Below are 14,419 nucleotides of genomic sequence, written 5' to 3' on the forward strand. Positions count from 1 at the left end.
TCTCCATTCGGTGTGCTAAAGCTCGCGCTTACGCTGAACCAGCATCGCATCGGACACTGGCGAAAGTGACGAGCACGGTGGCGGCTATCTATCAGCATGAGACGCTGCCGCTCCGAGGCTCGGCAAGCTGCAAATCCTACTTTGATCTGTGACAAGGCAGACCGGTGGGTGCCCTCGTGGGGCGAGCTGGCAGCGCCATTTTCCGCAAGAGTGTCAGATTCAGTCTGCGACCGGCTTAGCTCTTCGCTAGGCGAACCGCGCCAACTGTTAAAGATGTTCAGTTATTCGTCAGCAATTGCAACGAGAGTAACAGTCCTCAAGAATCGAGGACTTCGCGTGCAAGGCCCGGTTACAGTGGCTGCGCCTGCCGCATGGTGCGGCAAGGAAGTAACGGGCCGCGCCGATGCGTCCGGTACCAACAATGTCTTTAGGGAGAAAACGATGAACACGATTCGTACGATGCTGCTCGGTGCCGCGCTGACCGCGTTCGCCACCTCGGCCGCTTTTGCACAGACCGCCCAGACGGGCGCACAGGGTTCGACCGGCCTCGGCGTGAACGTGCACACGCCGGTGCTCGGCGCCGGTGCCGGTGCCGGTGCCGGTGCCGGTGCCGGTGCCGGTGCGCAGGCAGGCGCAGGCGCGAACGCCGGGGGTGCAGGTGCGGGCAGCCTCGTTGGCGGTTCGACGCACGCGGTGGGTTCGGCGGCCGAAGCGGCGAAGGGCACCGCAAAGTCGTCAGTCCATTCGGCGAAGCAGCACGTGAAGCACGTCGCAGGCGCTGCGAAGGACCACGCGGAAGGCGCGATGTCGGCGGCGGACGATGTCGGCGGCGGTGCCAAGACGAAGGCCGGCGAAGCGCTCGACGGCACGGCTGCGGTGCAGAGCGGCGCCTCGGTCGGCGTGAAGAGTTCGACCTCGGCCCAAGGCTCTTCAATGTAAGCAGCGGCGATCCTGCCGGCGCGGCGCTCGACTCGAGTGAGCCCTCACGCCGGTGCGCGCCGAACAACGGCCTGGTTCGCTTCGCTGCGGACCGGCCGCTTCATATACCGATTCGGCATCACTCTCGCGCGCGGACGAGACGAGGTGCTGGCAAAGTCAGGTTTCGGTCGCCAACGAACGGCCAAAGGAGGGAGTGTTGCGCAGAACTCGCCTATCGCAACGCGATGCACCGGCGCGTGGCCCTCGCGTTCAATCAATGTATGCGCGCGCCGGCTGAGCGCTCCGAACCGTTCTCTTTCCACAGTGGACGTTCTGTTCGCTTACGCAGATGTCATACTTCGGCCATCTTTATCTCAAGGTTTAATCTCAATCGCCGATAACTGATTCATGAAAGCAAATGAATCTGACAAGCTTGCCCAGAGCGACCCGATGTGGGAGGCTGCACAGGCCATCAAAGGCTGTGTTCGCGCCATCCGCAAAGCCTGCGGCAAACTGAATCCGGAAGATTGCGAGCCGGGAACCATCGAATATGAAGCGGTCACCATGGAGTTCCTCGACGACTGCATACGCTCGTTGGGCGGCGATCCAGACGCGGAAGAGGACGATGACTGTTTTGGTGTCGGTGCGACCGGCTGAACGTACTGATGTCCTGCTGCGCCCTCGTCCCAGCCGGTTCGCACGGGAGATGCTCGCTGCATCCATTCCGTACATGCAGGGACGGAGGACAACATGAGTACTGGCTTGCGAGAGGCTCGCATTACGCAAAACTGGCCGTCGCCCCCGGTAGCCAAAGCAGGGGCTACTACATGTCTGTCGCCCTGGCAGGGTCATAGGCCTCAAAGCTGAGGGCAGCCGTGACCCATTCATTTTTGCAATCGCCACTTCGGGCTGAGGACAGGTCATCAGCATGAAGAGATCGTTCGCTCCATCCGTCTCGCGATCGATGAATGGGAAGCGCTTTTTCGCACTGCTGCAAATCGCCAAAGCCGAACGAGGCGCTGCAGCGTGCAATGGCACGACTATGGAACAACGGGGACTAGGAAGCACACATTCGACAACTGAAGGCGACCGACGACCGTAACCGCTTTCACAGCGGCGTCAGCTTGATAAATGACTGGTTGCAGAAAACCGCTAACCAGTCTTCCGGACGGCCAGTGCGGCGATCGCCGCGACAAGTGCCATCGGACTTACCGGCTTTTGTAGAAAGAGGTCATGCGAGGTCGCACTCGCGTCACCTGGCAGCGGATTGCCGGACGTAAGGATGATCGGCACGCTAGCGAGTGCGGGGTCAGCCCGAAACGCGAGACATAGCGACAGACCGTCCATGTTGGGCATGTTGAAGTCGGTGATGAGAAGGTCCGGCCTGGCTTGCTGCGCAAACAAGAGAGCCGTCGCACCATCCGGCGCCCACACTACATGGCTTCTCGCCAGCCACTTACGTAGGTCTTATTCGCAGCTCGTCACCTATACTCGCTAAAATATAAGTCTCTTGTCATGACAGGGCGCCCGGTCGCGCGGAAGCGAGAATCTGGAACACCAGAGCCCGGCGCACCAGGCCTTCGTGTTCCGTTAGCAAAAATCAGGCTGCGCATTCCATTTAGTCCGCAATGCTTACTACTTGGCTTCACTCATTGAATCCCGAAGTGCGCAATTTACACCGCTATAGAATTGGAACAACAATAAATAGACATTAGGGCGATAATGTTTAAAGGAATCAGGATTGAAGTACACATGCAGCGGCTGACCAATCGGTCCGCACATGCCCGCTAGCAGAGACCTGTCGTATCGGACATATTCGAAATTGATGTGCGGCCGCCCCCAACCGTTAAGGTTGCCGCGTATGGTAACGACGCACGCCTCCGGTAGCAGTCGCGTGACAATAGTTCTGCGGCGTCGCCCCCGCGACTCAAAGCTCTTCGCCTGGATCAGCGATATCAAGCCTGAACTGCCATCCTTCCATGCTCATCAGCATTCGCCCAAGATCGATCCACGAGACCTCCTTGCCGTCGACCACCACGAGTGGCAAGTGTCCCTCCTGCGACTCGTCCCATTCGATACGCCCGCGCACCGTGCTGTCGATGATCTGGCGCTCACGAAAATCAATGTGCCTGACTGACAGTGCGCGACGAATTTTTTCGACGAGGCGGCCGAGCAGTACAAGCACGTCATCGTCGGGCTCGCCGATCAGCTGGAACCGGTAGCCGGCGGGAAGATCTCCGCGAAGCTCAAAGGCATCCAGAGCCATCAGGTCGCCCAGAAGGCGGATCTGGAAATGGAACTGGTGGGACTCCCCGCTGCAATCGATCATCCGGATGGGATCAAGCCGGACATTCTCGAACCCGGTGAAGCCGGTTGACTCGGCAATCCTGACGTTGAAGCAAAAACTGCAGACCAACTCGTAGCGGCCATCATCGGAGCCTCTGTGTATCGTGTCCCAGGGCGGCGTCAGGTTTCCACATTGTTCGCAACGCTCGTGTGCCATGTCGTGCTTGCTGTAGCGGTTCTTCCTGCGATCGCAGGGAGGATGGAATCAGGTTGCCGTCTTCGGAGCTGTTCTTCACACGTTGGCAGCCCTGTGCTACACAACACATCAACTCGCATTGACCCTGTCGAAGCCGACAGAACGGATGCCGCTATTGTGACACCCATTAGTCGGCCGAAGTCAAGGTGCGAATTCTTCCCCATCGCCGGATTGCCATGACGNNCGTCATGGCAATCCGGCGAAATTCGTTGCGTTATCCTGTGTCGCGGCTGCCTGCAGGAGGTAGTATCGCATCCGTTTTCTCACGGCTGGTTGCGAACCGGATCGCACCAGACACCCATCGGGATCAAGCGATCTGCGATGAATTGTCGATCGCCCTGGCGGCGGTGCCGCCCCAGAGAAACGTTGGTGCCAGACAAGGTCCAATGGATTTCGCAGAACCGTGGCTGTTGCCGGCGCAACGCCAGTCAAGGATGGCTCATTGCCTGGGCGACCCGGTCATCTACAAACAGCGGGTGGGGCAAGGGAATGGCCCAATCAGAAGCATGGCTTTCACCAGTCACAATACCGGGCTCGGTCCCCTTGCGCCACGTTTAGCGAAAGCAGCGGGTTACCTCAAATGGCTTGTGCTCCCGAAGTATGTGATAAGAAGCGCGCGCCAGCTTGTGCGCCAGCGCCTTGATGGCGACAATCCTGTTCCGCGCGTGTTTCTTGCGCTCGTAAAAGCGCCGGGCTTCCGGGCAGGAGCGGATGGCGAAGTTGGCTGCCTCGACAAACGCCCACGCCAGATACTTGTTGCCGTTCTTTGCGTTACCTTCGCCTTTCTTCCTGCTGTTGCTTTCCCGCCGGCTGTCCACGCAGCGGCAGTACGAACTGAAATTGCCGACCTTGGTAAAACGCGAAATGGTCCCGGTTTCCTGCATGATCGTGGTTGCAAGCACTGGACCGATACCGGGCACCGAGTTCAGTAAGGCATAGTCCGGGTTCGGTTTGACCCGCTGCATGAGCCGCGTCTCGAGAATCCCGATCTCTTCCTGCAACGTCTGCATGACCGCCAGATTGGCTTGTATCGCAAGCGTCAGATCGGGCACAAAGCCGAATCCGTTTACCTGCGCCTCATCCAGACGCTTGACGCGTTCGCTCGACATCTGTTCACCTGTGTGGCGTGAGAACAGGTTCTCGATTGCGAGAATCTGGGCCGTCCGGCACTGCACCAGTTGCATCCGCTTGCGCGAGAGGTCCCGCACCGGCCGCTCGTCGGCCGGATAGATATATCCCTCGGCCAAGAGTCCCAGACGCAGTAATTGCGCGAGGTAGGCGGCATCGGTGAAATCACCGCTGTATTTCAGGCCCTCGTACTGCCTGATCGCCGCGGGATTCGCGAGATGCACACGGTAACCATCGTTCATGAGCTCATCGACAAGCCAGTACCAGTTGTACGTTGCTTCAATGACCACCCCCACCAGGTCCTCGCGATGCGGCGCGAGTGCTGCACGGCTCTGTAGTGGATCGTTCGGCAACCGTCGCTGGTATACGATCCGGTCAGCTTCGTCGCTAACCACAACCACACTGTTGTTCGAGTGCAGGTCGATTCCACTAAACTTGTTCATGCCGGCCTCCTGTGCAAGTCGGTGGGCTTGCACCCTGACTCTACGCCAGCCGTTCTATCGGAACGGAGCCGGGCCGGCTATATGATTATCAGAGACTGCCTGGGTTGCGGCCCGGTTTGCGATCCGACGGTATGGGCGTGACACCGTTCCTCCTCGACGTGCAGGTAGATGCCGGGTCTTTTGACTGCTGGCAATAGAGCAGAGGAGCACATGCAGCACGAGCGGAGCCGTCGCGCCATGGAGCGCCGAAGTGCAAACAGCCCCGGTCGGTTAGACCAGGGCCGCCGGACAGGTCAGTGCAGCTGTCGCTTCAGGTCGGAGAGCTCCGAATGCATCGAGCTGACTGCATCCCTGATCCTGTCATCCAGACCGCCGGCCTGTTGGCAAGCTCGCTCTGCGCGATCACCGATCTGTTCGAGATCGTCGACCCACAGCCGGATACGATCCTGGTCCCTGGACGACATGACCTTCTTTGCCGACTTGCATTCCCTGTCCAGTTCGTCCATCGAGTTCATCAGGTCTGCTGGAATCGTCTTGTCGGCGTGACAGGTCCGCGATATATCGCTGACAGTTTGCTGCAGGTGAGTAAAGCGCTTTTTGGTTTCACTGGCATGCAACAAAAAGTCCCACAGGTGAGTAAAACGATCTTTGAAATCACTGGTTTGCAACATGATGCCCCCTTCTGGAACACCAGTCCCAGATGAATTCAGGCAGCAGATGGCGGCAGGTTGTCCCTGGTATCCCATTCGCCCGTTTCAACCGGCCGCATCGTTTCCGGATTGCGTCAAAGCGGCCTCCGGGCACGCCAAAGGCGTCTTTCCAGTGTAGGTCACAATCGCTCGTCTGTGCCCCCATAACCGGACCTCGTGCGTTAGCTGCAAACGGTCGTTCCATGCGACGACGATGCGAGCGGAGCGTCCACATCCGCCGAGGTCGGCCGTGAAAGATCCTTCCTATGTATATAAACGTAGTAGTATTTAACAATGATTGTCCTTTCCTGTCGATCTCGCCGACATTGACGCCTGCGTGTCTGCTCGCGAGATGCGGCGCCCACGCGTTAGAGCGGTCGTATCCCACGGATCTCGACGGATTGCACGATAATTAGTTATACGATTCTCCGTTCTCGCATAGAATGTCGTTTTTCGCTGCGGCGGCTGCTGCAAGCCACTGCGCGCAAACGCTCGCAGCAGAACCCGGAGAGTTGAGAGTCCGGCGGAACGGGCCTGAACCACGAAATATTTTTGAGATGGTAAGAATCGGCGTGCCGGATGTCCCGACTACGCCGCCTCAACAGACTGTCGGCGCGCCGGCGTCGAACATCGGATGTCGACGGCAACGGCATTGCAGTCAACAACCAACGGAAGACCATGAGCGAAAGCGTATACGGAGAGCAGGCAACCGGGCGGGTGACCCACAGCCTGCTGCGACTCAGCACCGCGATGCGAAGCCAGGCATGGGAATGGGCGGAAGGCGCGAGTTTGACGCCTACGCAGGGCGAAATCCTCGTGCTGCTGATGCAGCGCAAGGGTCCGATGCGTCTGGGTGAGATCGCACGCGAAACCGCGCTAACGGCGGCCACGACGAGCGATGCCGTCAGCACACTCGAGAGCAAGGGGCTCGTCGAAAAGCGGCGCGCGCTCGACGACGGCCGTGCGCTCGCGTTGCGCCTGACGGCTCGCGGCCGCACGGCGGCCAGGCGCGCCGCGCAATGGCCGGACTTCCTCGCGAAGGCAGTCGGCACGCTGCGCGACGAAGAGCAGTCGCTGTTCTATCGCACGCTGCTGAAGACAGTCCGTCAGCTCGAAGTGCAGGGTCACATGCCGCCGCACAGGATGTGCGTGACATGCGTACACTTTGAACCGGGCAGAAATCCGAAGAAGACGGCGCACCATTGCGCGCTGCTCAATCTATCGATGGCGGATACGGACTTGCGCCTGGATTGCCCAGTGCATGAAACGGCCGATGCAGCGACGCAGAAAAAAACCTGGAAGATCTTCGCGCAGCAAGGCTGAGTCCGCTACTGCGAAGCCCGGGCGCCGGTGGCACGATGCGCGCCGGCTGACCCGTATTCCCATACACGGAACGTAGTCAGGGAAACCCGATTCGACCAGGGACGGCGTGCCGAAGAAGATAACGGGGCGACTGCCACAGCGCCGTCACGTTTGATGGTGGTTGCAGGCCGGCGCATTCAACGCGTCTCAGGCTGGTGGCTCATCGTTCAATATCCGGACCGCTGCCGGGCCCGTCGGGATCAGCGGGCGATTCGGCGTCCCGCGTTCGGGAGGTCTGGTCGCGGACGGGTAGTTGCGTATTGCGCACGGCGTCGCGCAGTTCGTCGCGTTCCCATGCGTCGCGCTCGCGCTGTGCCATTCGACGATCCTGCGCCTCGTCATCGAGCCCGGCGAGCCGTTGCCGCCGGATGCTCTCGAGCTCTGGCTGCTCGAACTCGATCCGCATGCGTGTGTCGGCCGCAATGCGCGCGGCTGCGGCCTGGAATGCTTCAGGACCGGACAGTGACAGCATGGCGCCGAACTTCTGCTGCGCGAAGCGCAGCGCAATCTCGATCGCGTCGCGCTCGCTATCCAATAGCCGCAGCGAGCTGCCCTCGTCAACGAGGAACGCCGCACCGTCCTTGCGATAGTCGACCTCGCCGCTCGCCCGTACCTCGTAGGTAATCGTCGGCCCGTGATAGATGATCTCGTTGCGATCGGACGCGGACGAACGCGACACGCCATGTGACGGACCACTGAAAATGACATCGCACTCGTCATCGGCACTCCTCGCCTGCAGGCGGATTTGCTGCATGCGTCGCAGTTCGCGCAGCGCGCGTACGTCACCGGCCTGCGCGCGCTCCCGCAGGAAGTCCCGGTACTGGTCCACGATCGGCCGGCGAGCGGCAGCCTTGAGTGCATGACGCTCCTTCGCGATCCGTTCGCGCAGCGCGGCCTCAGTCTTGAGGCGAACGACACGTGCCGCCGACAGCTTCTCGCGCCGCTCGGTGACTGGCAGATCGTTGCGGTCCGCGAGGTCGTTACGGGCGCGGTAGAAGGCCGCCTTGATATCGATACGTCGCGCTTTATCGTGCTGCGCCTGTGCATCCCACGCACGACGCAGTTCGTCGCGATACGCCGCACGCCACTGCTGGAATTCGCCCCACAGATCACGCTCGGGAGTGTGGCGCGGCGCATGACCGAGGCTGGGTCCGGTCTGCGCCCGATACGTGTCGCGGAGCAGTTGCGCAGCCTCGTCCCACGACAGGTTCATTTCCTTCGTCAGAAAGTCCGACACGTTCAGATTGCGTGAGCCAGCCCGAATCCGGTCGCCGCCGTCCGCGCCCTTGCCAATTTCGTACTTGTCGATAATCAGCCCGTGCGAGTGGGCGAGTGCAGCCAGCAGCCGGCCGGCATCGAGTGTCGCGCGGATCTCGGCAAACTCCGCCCGCTCGCGCGAGCGACGGACACTGCGTGACTCCATAAGGTCGCGCGCCAACTGGTCCCGAACCGTATCCGCTTCCCGGCCGGTTGCCGCTCCCGCGCGCGCATTGAAAGGTGCTGCCGGCGTCTCGCTGTCAGCAGCGGACGACGCAAAGGGAAGCGACTCGACTGCATCGAGCGACTGGACATCTGCAAGGCTGCGAATCTCGTTACGCGGGCCCAACGCTGCCGGCAACCGGCCACCGCCAAGTCGTGGCTTCGGACCGAACAAACGGCCCGCGTACTGCTGATCGCCAGGCGGTCCGTCGTGATGCATGAACTTGTCGGCCGCTGTCGCCGCAAGGCGCACCCGCGCTGCAGCGTCCGCCTTGTCCCACGCGCCGTACATGCGCGCCGCGATCTCGTCAAGCAGCGGATTGCTGCCGCTGCTTCGTGGATCTAGCTGTTCTCTTCCCGTTCGCTCGCGATCGCCAGTCCATCGCAGTGAGTCAATTCGGTCGGCTTGGTGGTCTCCCAGCTCCAGTAGTGCATCAGCCGGCAGAAGCATTTGACGTCGCGCGGTGTCGCCATCCACACTGCGGCCGGGCACACCTCGCACACCGTGTGCGGATCCGGTCGGCGGGCGGGGTCGATCGAAGCGAGCGTCAAGGTCGTGATCCGCGCCTCGCCGCCACCGGCCCCGGCGTTCGTGTTGCGCGAGCCACGGCTCGTGCCCTGGCTGCTGTCGTTGCCACTCTCGCCAATCTCGCCAGTCTCCTGGTCCACCACTGCTGCGTCGTGTTCGCTCATCGAGCCCTCCTGCTGCGTCATAGAACCGCTGTTCGCGATGTTCGAGAATGCGCCGCTGTTCTGCCGGCGACGCGGCCTGATACGCCTTGTAGAAGCTGCTTCCACTGTTCAGATACTTGATCTCGCGGGCCCGCATATCGTTCCATTCGAAAAGGGCATCGCGAAAGTATTGGGGCGTCGCGCGCGGCACACCCGGTTCGATGTACTCCGCATGGGCATTGTGATCGAGCGCTTCGCGCTTGCCGTCGGCATCGAGCTCGATGAATTCGCGCGAGAACACGAATTCCTTCAGGTTCACACCCTTCGCGGCGCCGGGCGGTTTGACGTTTTCGTATTCGCCATCGCGGCCTGCGTTACGTGTGCGTGTCACGCCGAATTCCGTGAGCAGCGCCTTGAAGTCCTCGTAACGCGTGACATCGCGCGCAATCAGCGCCTCGAGAATCGCGGCCTTCAGTTCGCGGTTCATCGGCTCGAATACGTCGCCCTTGTACCGGCTGATCATCTCCGACGCGTCGGTGAAGTGCACCCGCCGGTTGTCCTTCGGACTCGCCAGTCCGTATTTCGCGTTGATATGCTCCTGGAATGCTTCGAGGAACCGGTGATGCCGGTCAACCTTGCCGAACGGTTCCAGCCGTCGTCCCGTGAGCAGGTTCACTTCCGGTATGACGACGTGTAGATGAACCTTGCGCTCGATGAGTTCGCCACTGCGCCGGTCGGCATAGCTCTTCAGGCGTGGCACATGTGCTTCTGCATAGAAGTTGTACTCGTCGGGCCGGTAGGCCACAAACGCGAATGCCTCGAACTCCCGCACGATGTCCACGAGTGTTTCGCGCGAGACCTCGTCCTCCTTGAACGACAGCGTGACGTTGATATAGCGTTCTGCCTCTGTGTCCATCGACTGGATGATGTCGTTGGTCAACGCCAGATCGCCCGCCAGAATCACCCGCTCGTCCATCTCGTCGCGCTCGAACTCACGGTCCTGTTTCTGGCCGTCCTCCAGATAGGCCTTGATGCCATCGTGATAACCGCGCACCCGGATCAGCATGGCTCACCGTCCCCGCTGTGCGAGCAACTGCTCGCACTGCTCGACGCGACGAAGCAACGTTGAGTACACGATGGTGGGCAACGTGTGCCGGGCCGCCTCCACGGCCTGCCTCGCTTCCGCGCAGTCAGTCGCGCGCAGCGCTCGCGCGGCCTCCCCTCCCTTGTCTTTCGCCGCCTGCAGCTTTTTCTCGAGGGCGAGGACCTTGAGAATGACAGGGTGTTTGTCATCGATGCCCATTGATACGGTCTCCAGTCAGTCCACCTTTTCCAGTGAACATCTCAGATACCGCGAGATCAGTTGCAGCTGCGTGAGCAGTTCCTCATAGGTCGCCTCCGACAGCTGACCGCTTACATGTTCCGAATTCGCCCGACGGGCGATCTGGTTCAGGTTGTTGCTGGTCTTGTTGAAGATATACAGCAACCGCTTGCGGTCCGCGCTGGCGACCGGCCGAGCGATCACCTGCGTCCGGTTCGTCAGCACCGCCTGCCGGAAAAATTCCGATTGTGTGAGCCCGCTTCGGGCCACCTTTTCAAGATAGGCCGCACGGTCCGCATCTGACAGACGGAATGCGATCGGTTTGGCGAGTCCTGCCCCATCGTTGCTCTTCCTGCGGGGCATCGTCTATAGCTCCGCTGGATGCGTCCAGTCTGCTGACAGACCTGGCAAAGCGAAGCGCGTTTCATCGCCATTGATCGTATGCGCGCGGAATTCATAGGCCGGCCAATGCGCTTCGCATTCACTGAGAACCCACATCGCCTGATCGCCCGTCATCGGATGCGTATAGCCCGCCCACGGCAGATAGCGCGGCCGGCTGTTGCGCTCATTCGCGCGCGGCCACATCACGAGCTGGATCACCCATTCGCTGTGCGGAATCATCGCAAGCGCCTCCTATCCGTATTGCATACCAGGCAGTGCTTAGTGCCGCCGACGGACCTGTCGGCGCGATGGACGCGGTGCAGTGGCCCGCGTTGGGGTTGCAAAGGGGCCTCGCCCCTTTGGCACGCGACATTTTACGAAGCGCGTAGCGATGCGTAAACATATCCGACGTGCCTCGCTGCGCGACCGACATCACAAGCATAGTGCAGATAACCCACTTCCGTACGTCATCCACACTACTTTATGCCACCAGGATAAATCGCATACCAAACGTTTTATCACGATCGATCGACTGGTACACTACTTCCATCCTACATTCATGTCACATCTGACCATGGACCGGGAAAAAACCGCTGCGAGTCTGCGCAGTCTCGCCCTCAACAGCCCCAACCGCAGCAAGGCCGCCCGCCTTCGCGCAGTATTGCCCGATGTCGAAGCGGCTCTCTCCGCTGGCGTCCCGTCAGCCGAAATCATCACGACGCTGGCAGAAAACGGCCTGGCGTTCACGCCCCGCACGTTTCATGGCACGCTCTACCGTCTCCGCAAAACCGCCCGCCCGCCAACCCCGCACGCCCCGCGTCCTGCAACGAACGCGGGAGATGCATACGCCCGATCCACTGGCGAAGCACCGTCCGCCATTTCGATGACAGGTACAACGGACCGTATCAAGACGATTGAACAACTACGCGCCGAACACCCCACGATGCCCCAGTTCCAGCTAACAAAGCTGTACGCGCAACAGTACGATCAGCCCGCGTTCACGAGCGCAGACATTGAAGAACTGAAACGGAAATACCCGCCCAGGCCGAAGGCCTGAGCGCATCGCCCCGGCGCACTGCACCGGGTCAGTCCGCTCCCCCTATGCTTCCAGCGCGGTACTCCATGGCCCCGGAACTGGCGCGCGGCGCGCGCATTTGCTCAACGGTCCACAACCGTAGAAGACTGCTTTCAGAAAAAGGGCGGCTTCAGCAAATCACCTGCCGCGCCGTAAACCGGGTTACCCGGCTGGTCACCCGATTAGTCCGGCGTGTGTTGACGAGCCGGACTGCGGGAGCGGTCCCGGCTCTTTTTTTCGGCGAAAGGAAAAGCCGCCCAGGCTTTCGCCTGGACGGCTATGTGACAATCAACGCTTACCGGATGTCGGGTCAGGCGGCTTCGGTTTCCTCGGCCTCCCCGTCTGACGGCGAATCGCCCGTCTCGACCGACGCTGTTTCTGTTTCAGCTTCGTCGCTGGTTTCGCCGTCATCGTCCCAGCGTCCGTATGCGATCCGCTCAGGTACATCGCGGTTACGCAGCACTTCCGGCAACCAGCCCGAGTCCGTCATGCGACGCTCGGAAGCCGCGGCTGCATCACCCTTCTTCATGCCGCGCAGTTCACCCGCAGCCTGAGCCGAAACGGTCTCGCCAACAACGGTCACGATGCGGTCCTTCGGTACGTGCTCGAAGTATCCCGCGCGTGTCGCCTTCCAGTAGCGCGTGAGATCCACTTCAAGCGTGTTCGCCAGTTCGTTGACCGGGTGCGCGCGATCCGCAGGGCTGATGCCGTCCACCGTCGCCGCCACACAGAACGCAAAAAGGTTCGACATCACGTCCGAGTCCTGTCGCAGCAGCCACGTCAGCAGTTCTTCGGTCCGCTTTGGCAGCATCCGCGCCCACTTCGAACGCTCGCCTTCAAGCGCATTCCACGCAACGCTCTCGGCCATGTCGTCGGCATTGGACACCAGTGCATCGCGCGTCGTATGCACATCGATTCTTACCGCCTGATCGATATAGGCATGGCCATACACCTCATCGAACACAACGGGAATCATGCGGAAAATCAGCGCGGCCAGCGCAACACCAGGCTGCCGTGCAAGCTCGATCTGTACGGCTGCAGTCCGGTGTGCAGTCAGCCGCTTGCAAAGTTTTTCGCCGTGCAGGGGTCGCTCCTTCGGTGTCCGCTCTCGCGTCGCCGTCTGATGGACGGCATGCGCACTCGCCGGTTGACCCGATGCGCTGTCGCGCCGGACCAGTCCCCGCTCGATGCACACCTGTCCGTCATCATCGAGATAGACGAAGACCCCCGCCCCTTTCATGTCGTCAGCATCGAACGATTCGAACCTTTCCGCATACTGGTCAACGGCATACGTCGCAGCGGTAACAGCAGCATCGAGCCGGTCCTGCCTGGCTTCATCGGGCTCGCCGTCCTCGTCGTAGTACGCGTTGAGTTCCATATACGCGGCATCCCGTTTTGCTACCAACGCCGCAAGCTCATCCGCTTCTGCCCGCGTCGGCTGCCGTGTCGTGGAGGGGATGCGATCATGGCGCATGATCTCCAGGGCTTCGTATCGCGTCCTCGTCTCGACCCAGGCCCAGCCTTCGGCGCAGACGGCTTGGGACAGTTCGATCAGGCGATCCGTCGCGAGCCGGTGCAGCAGGTCCGCATCTTCGATGTATCCGGCGTTCTGGTCGTCACTGAACAGATCGCGTCGGATGTACCCGCCTGCCGCCTCATAGGCCTCCAGGCCGACAAATTTCGCTAGCGCATTGGCGCGCGCGTCGATTTCGGCGGTCGTGATCGCCGCACGCAACTCCGAAGGGCGTTGTTGCCATGCGTTGTGCGCGTCGTTCCATACACGCTCCTGTGTGGCGTGATCGTCGGCCAGGACAAGCACCTTCGCCTGTTCATAGTCGAGCCTGTCGTCACGCAGCAGGTCAAGCAGTACCGGCGACAGGTTCGCGATTTTCAACGCGCGACGCACCGCAATGTCCGGCACCTTGAACAGTGCCGCGATGTGCGCCACGCTCTTTCCCTCCTCCGTCAACAGCCGGAACGCCACGCATTCGTCCGCGATATGCATCGCCTCGCGTTCGCGATTCTCGATCAGCGACGCGGCCAGCGCTTCGCCTTCGCTCACGGTCAGCACCGGCACCAGGTAATCCCTTGTGATGCGCCCCTGCTCACACAGCAGATCAAGCGCCGCCAGACGGCGCTGACCCGCACATACCCCGAGCTTCGGCACCTTCGTCCGGCCTTTTAGCTCATGTGCGACCAGGTTCTGCATGACGCCCTTGGCGTCAATTGTTTCGGCAAGAGACTCGATGCCCGTCGGCCGCCTTTTGCGCACATTCAGCGGCGACGGGCACAGCCTCCAGTAGGGCACATATGCAATCTGCGTTTTTGCTTCGTCGGCAATTTCAGAACTTATTTTCGCAACGTTGTTTGTAACGTCTTTACGCACGGTAATCTCCGGTTTGAGCCACA

The 14,419-nt window shown here is 60.9% G+C and carries 13 protein-coding genes; 4 read left to right on the top strand and 9 right to left on the bottom strand.

Annotation, left to right across the window (positions count from 1 at the left end; genetic code table 11):
- Positions 1-441: 441 nt before the first annotated feature.
- Both BN2476_RS47085 and BN2476_RS39855 read left to right on the top strand, forming a co-directional pair.
- Positions 442-939, top strand: a complete 498-nt coding sequence (locus BN2476_RS47085; RefSeq protein ID WP_087739671.1) for a hypothetical protein — start codon at positions 442-444, stop codon at positions 937-939.
- 387 nt (positions 940-1,326) lie between these two features.
- On the top strand, positions 1,327-1,575 hold the full coding sequence (locus BN2476_RS39855; protein WP_087739659.1) for a nucleoside-diphosphate kinase: 249 nt from the start codon (positions 1,327-1,329) through the stop codon (positions 1,573-1,575).
- Between the two features lie 495 nt (positions 1,576-2,070).
- Here the strand turns inward: BN2476_RS39855 and BN2476_RS39860 are convergent, their stop codons facing one another.
- The 4 genes from BN2476_RS39860 to BN2476_RS39880 all read right to left on the bottom strand — a co-directional run bounded on the left by BN2476_RS39860 (position 2,071) and on the right by BN2476_RS39880 (position 5,651).
- Positions 2,071-2,352, bottom strand: a complete 282-nt coding sequence (locus tag BN2476_RS39860; RefSeq protein WP_235851171.1) for a response regulator — start codon at positions 2,350-2,352, stop codon at positions 2,071-2,073.
- Between the two features lie 493 nt (positions 2,353-2,845).
- Positions 2,846-3,421: a DUF7686 domain-containing protein gene (locus BN2476_RS39865; RefSeq protein ID WP_087739661.1), complete on the bottom strand. Its 576-nt coding sequence runs from the start codon at positions 3,419-3,421 to the stop codon at positions 2,846-2,848.
- Positions 3,422-4,014: 593 nt separating this feature from the next.
- Positions 4,015-5,031, bottom strand: a complete 1,017-nt coding sequence (locus BN2476_RS39875) for an IS110 family RNA-guided transposase (protein ID WP_087739662.1) — start codon at positions 5,029-5,031, stop codon at positions 4,015-4,017.
- A 293-nt stretch (positions 5,032-5,324) separates the two neighbouring features.
- A complete protein-coding gene (locus BN2476_RS39880; RefSeq protein ID WP_087739672.1) occupies positions 5,325-5,651 on the bottom strand; it encodes a hypothetical protein in 327 nt (108 codons plus the stop codon).
- A gap of 747 nt (positions 5,652-6,398) precedes the next feature.
- Here BN2476_RS39880 and BN2476_RS39885 point away from each other — a divergent pair.
- Positions 6,399-7,043, top strand: coding sequence for a MarR family winged helix-turn-helix transcriptional regulator (locus tag BN2476_RS39885; RefSeq protein ID WP_087739673.1), 645 nt, complete (start codon positions 6,399-6,401; stop codon positions 7,041-7,043).
- A gap of 199 nt (positions 7,044-7,242) precedes the next feature.
- On the opposite strand, the gene BN2476_RS39890 is transcribed toward BN2476_RS39885, so the two are convergent.
- Genes BN2476_RS39890 through BN2476_RS39905 form a run of 4 tightly spaced genes read right to left on the bottom strand, consistent with a single transcriptional unit; the run spans position 7,243 to position 11,175 of the window.
- The gene (locus BN2476_RS39890; protein WP_087739663.1) at positions 7,243-10,299 is read right to left on the bottom strand and encodes an LPD7 domain-containing protein; all 3,057 of its coding nucleotides are present in this window, start codon (positions 10,297-10,299) and stop codon (positions 7,243-7,245) included.
- Positions 10,300-10,302: 3 nt separating this feature from the next.
- On the bottom strand, positions 10,303-10,536 hold the full coding sequence (locus tag BN2476_RS39895; protein WP_235851172.1) for a hypothetical protein: 234 nt from the start codon (positions 10,534-10,536) through the stop codon (positions 10,303-10,305).
- Positions 10,537-10,551: 15 nt separating this feature from the next.
- Positions 10,552-10,917 (bottom strand): plasmid mobilization protein, encoded by a 366-nt coding sequence (locus BN2476_RS39900; protein ID WP_087739665.1) that lies wholly within the window; start codon positions 10,915-10,917, stop codon positions 10,552-10,554.
- A 3-nt stretch (positions 10,918-10,920) separates the two neighbouring features.
- A complete protein-coding gene (locus BN2476_RS39905) occupies positions 10,921-11,175 on the bottom strand; it encodes a hypothetical protein (protein ID WP_087739666.1) in 255 nt (84 codons plus the stop codon).
- Positions 11,176-11,326: 151 nt separating this feature from the next.
- Here BN2476_RS39905 and BN2476_RS39910 point away from each other — a divergent pair, with 151 nt between their 5' ends.
- Entirely contained in the window at positions 11,327-11,992 is a 666-nt protein-coding gene (locus tag BN2476_RS39910) for a hypothetical protein (RefSeq protein ID WP_143811161.1), read from the top strand.
- 328 nt (positions 11,993-12,320) lie between these two features.
- Here BN2476_RS39910 and BN2476_RS39915 read toward each other — a convergent pair whose 3' ends face one another.
- Positions 12,321-14,396, bottom strand: a complete 2,076-nt coding sequence (locus tag BN2476_RS39915) for a ParB/RepB/Spo0J family partition protein (RefSeq protein ID WP_235851173.1) — start codon at positions 14,394-14,396, stop codon at positions 12,321-12,323.
- Positions 14,397-14,419 lie beyond the last annotated feature (23 nt).

Source organism: Paraburkholderia piptadeniae (assembly GCF_900007165.1).
Lineage (GTDB): Bacteria > Pseudomonadota > Gammaproteobacteria > Burkholderiales > Burkholderiaceae > Paraburkholderia > Paraburkholderia piptadeniae.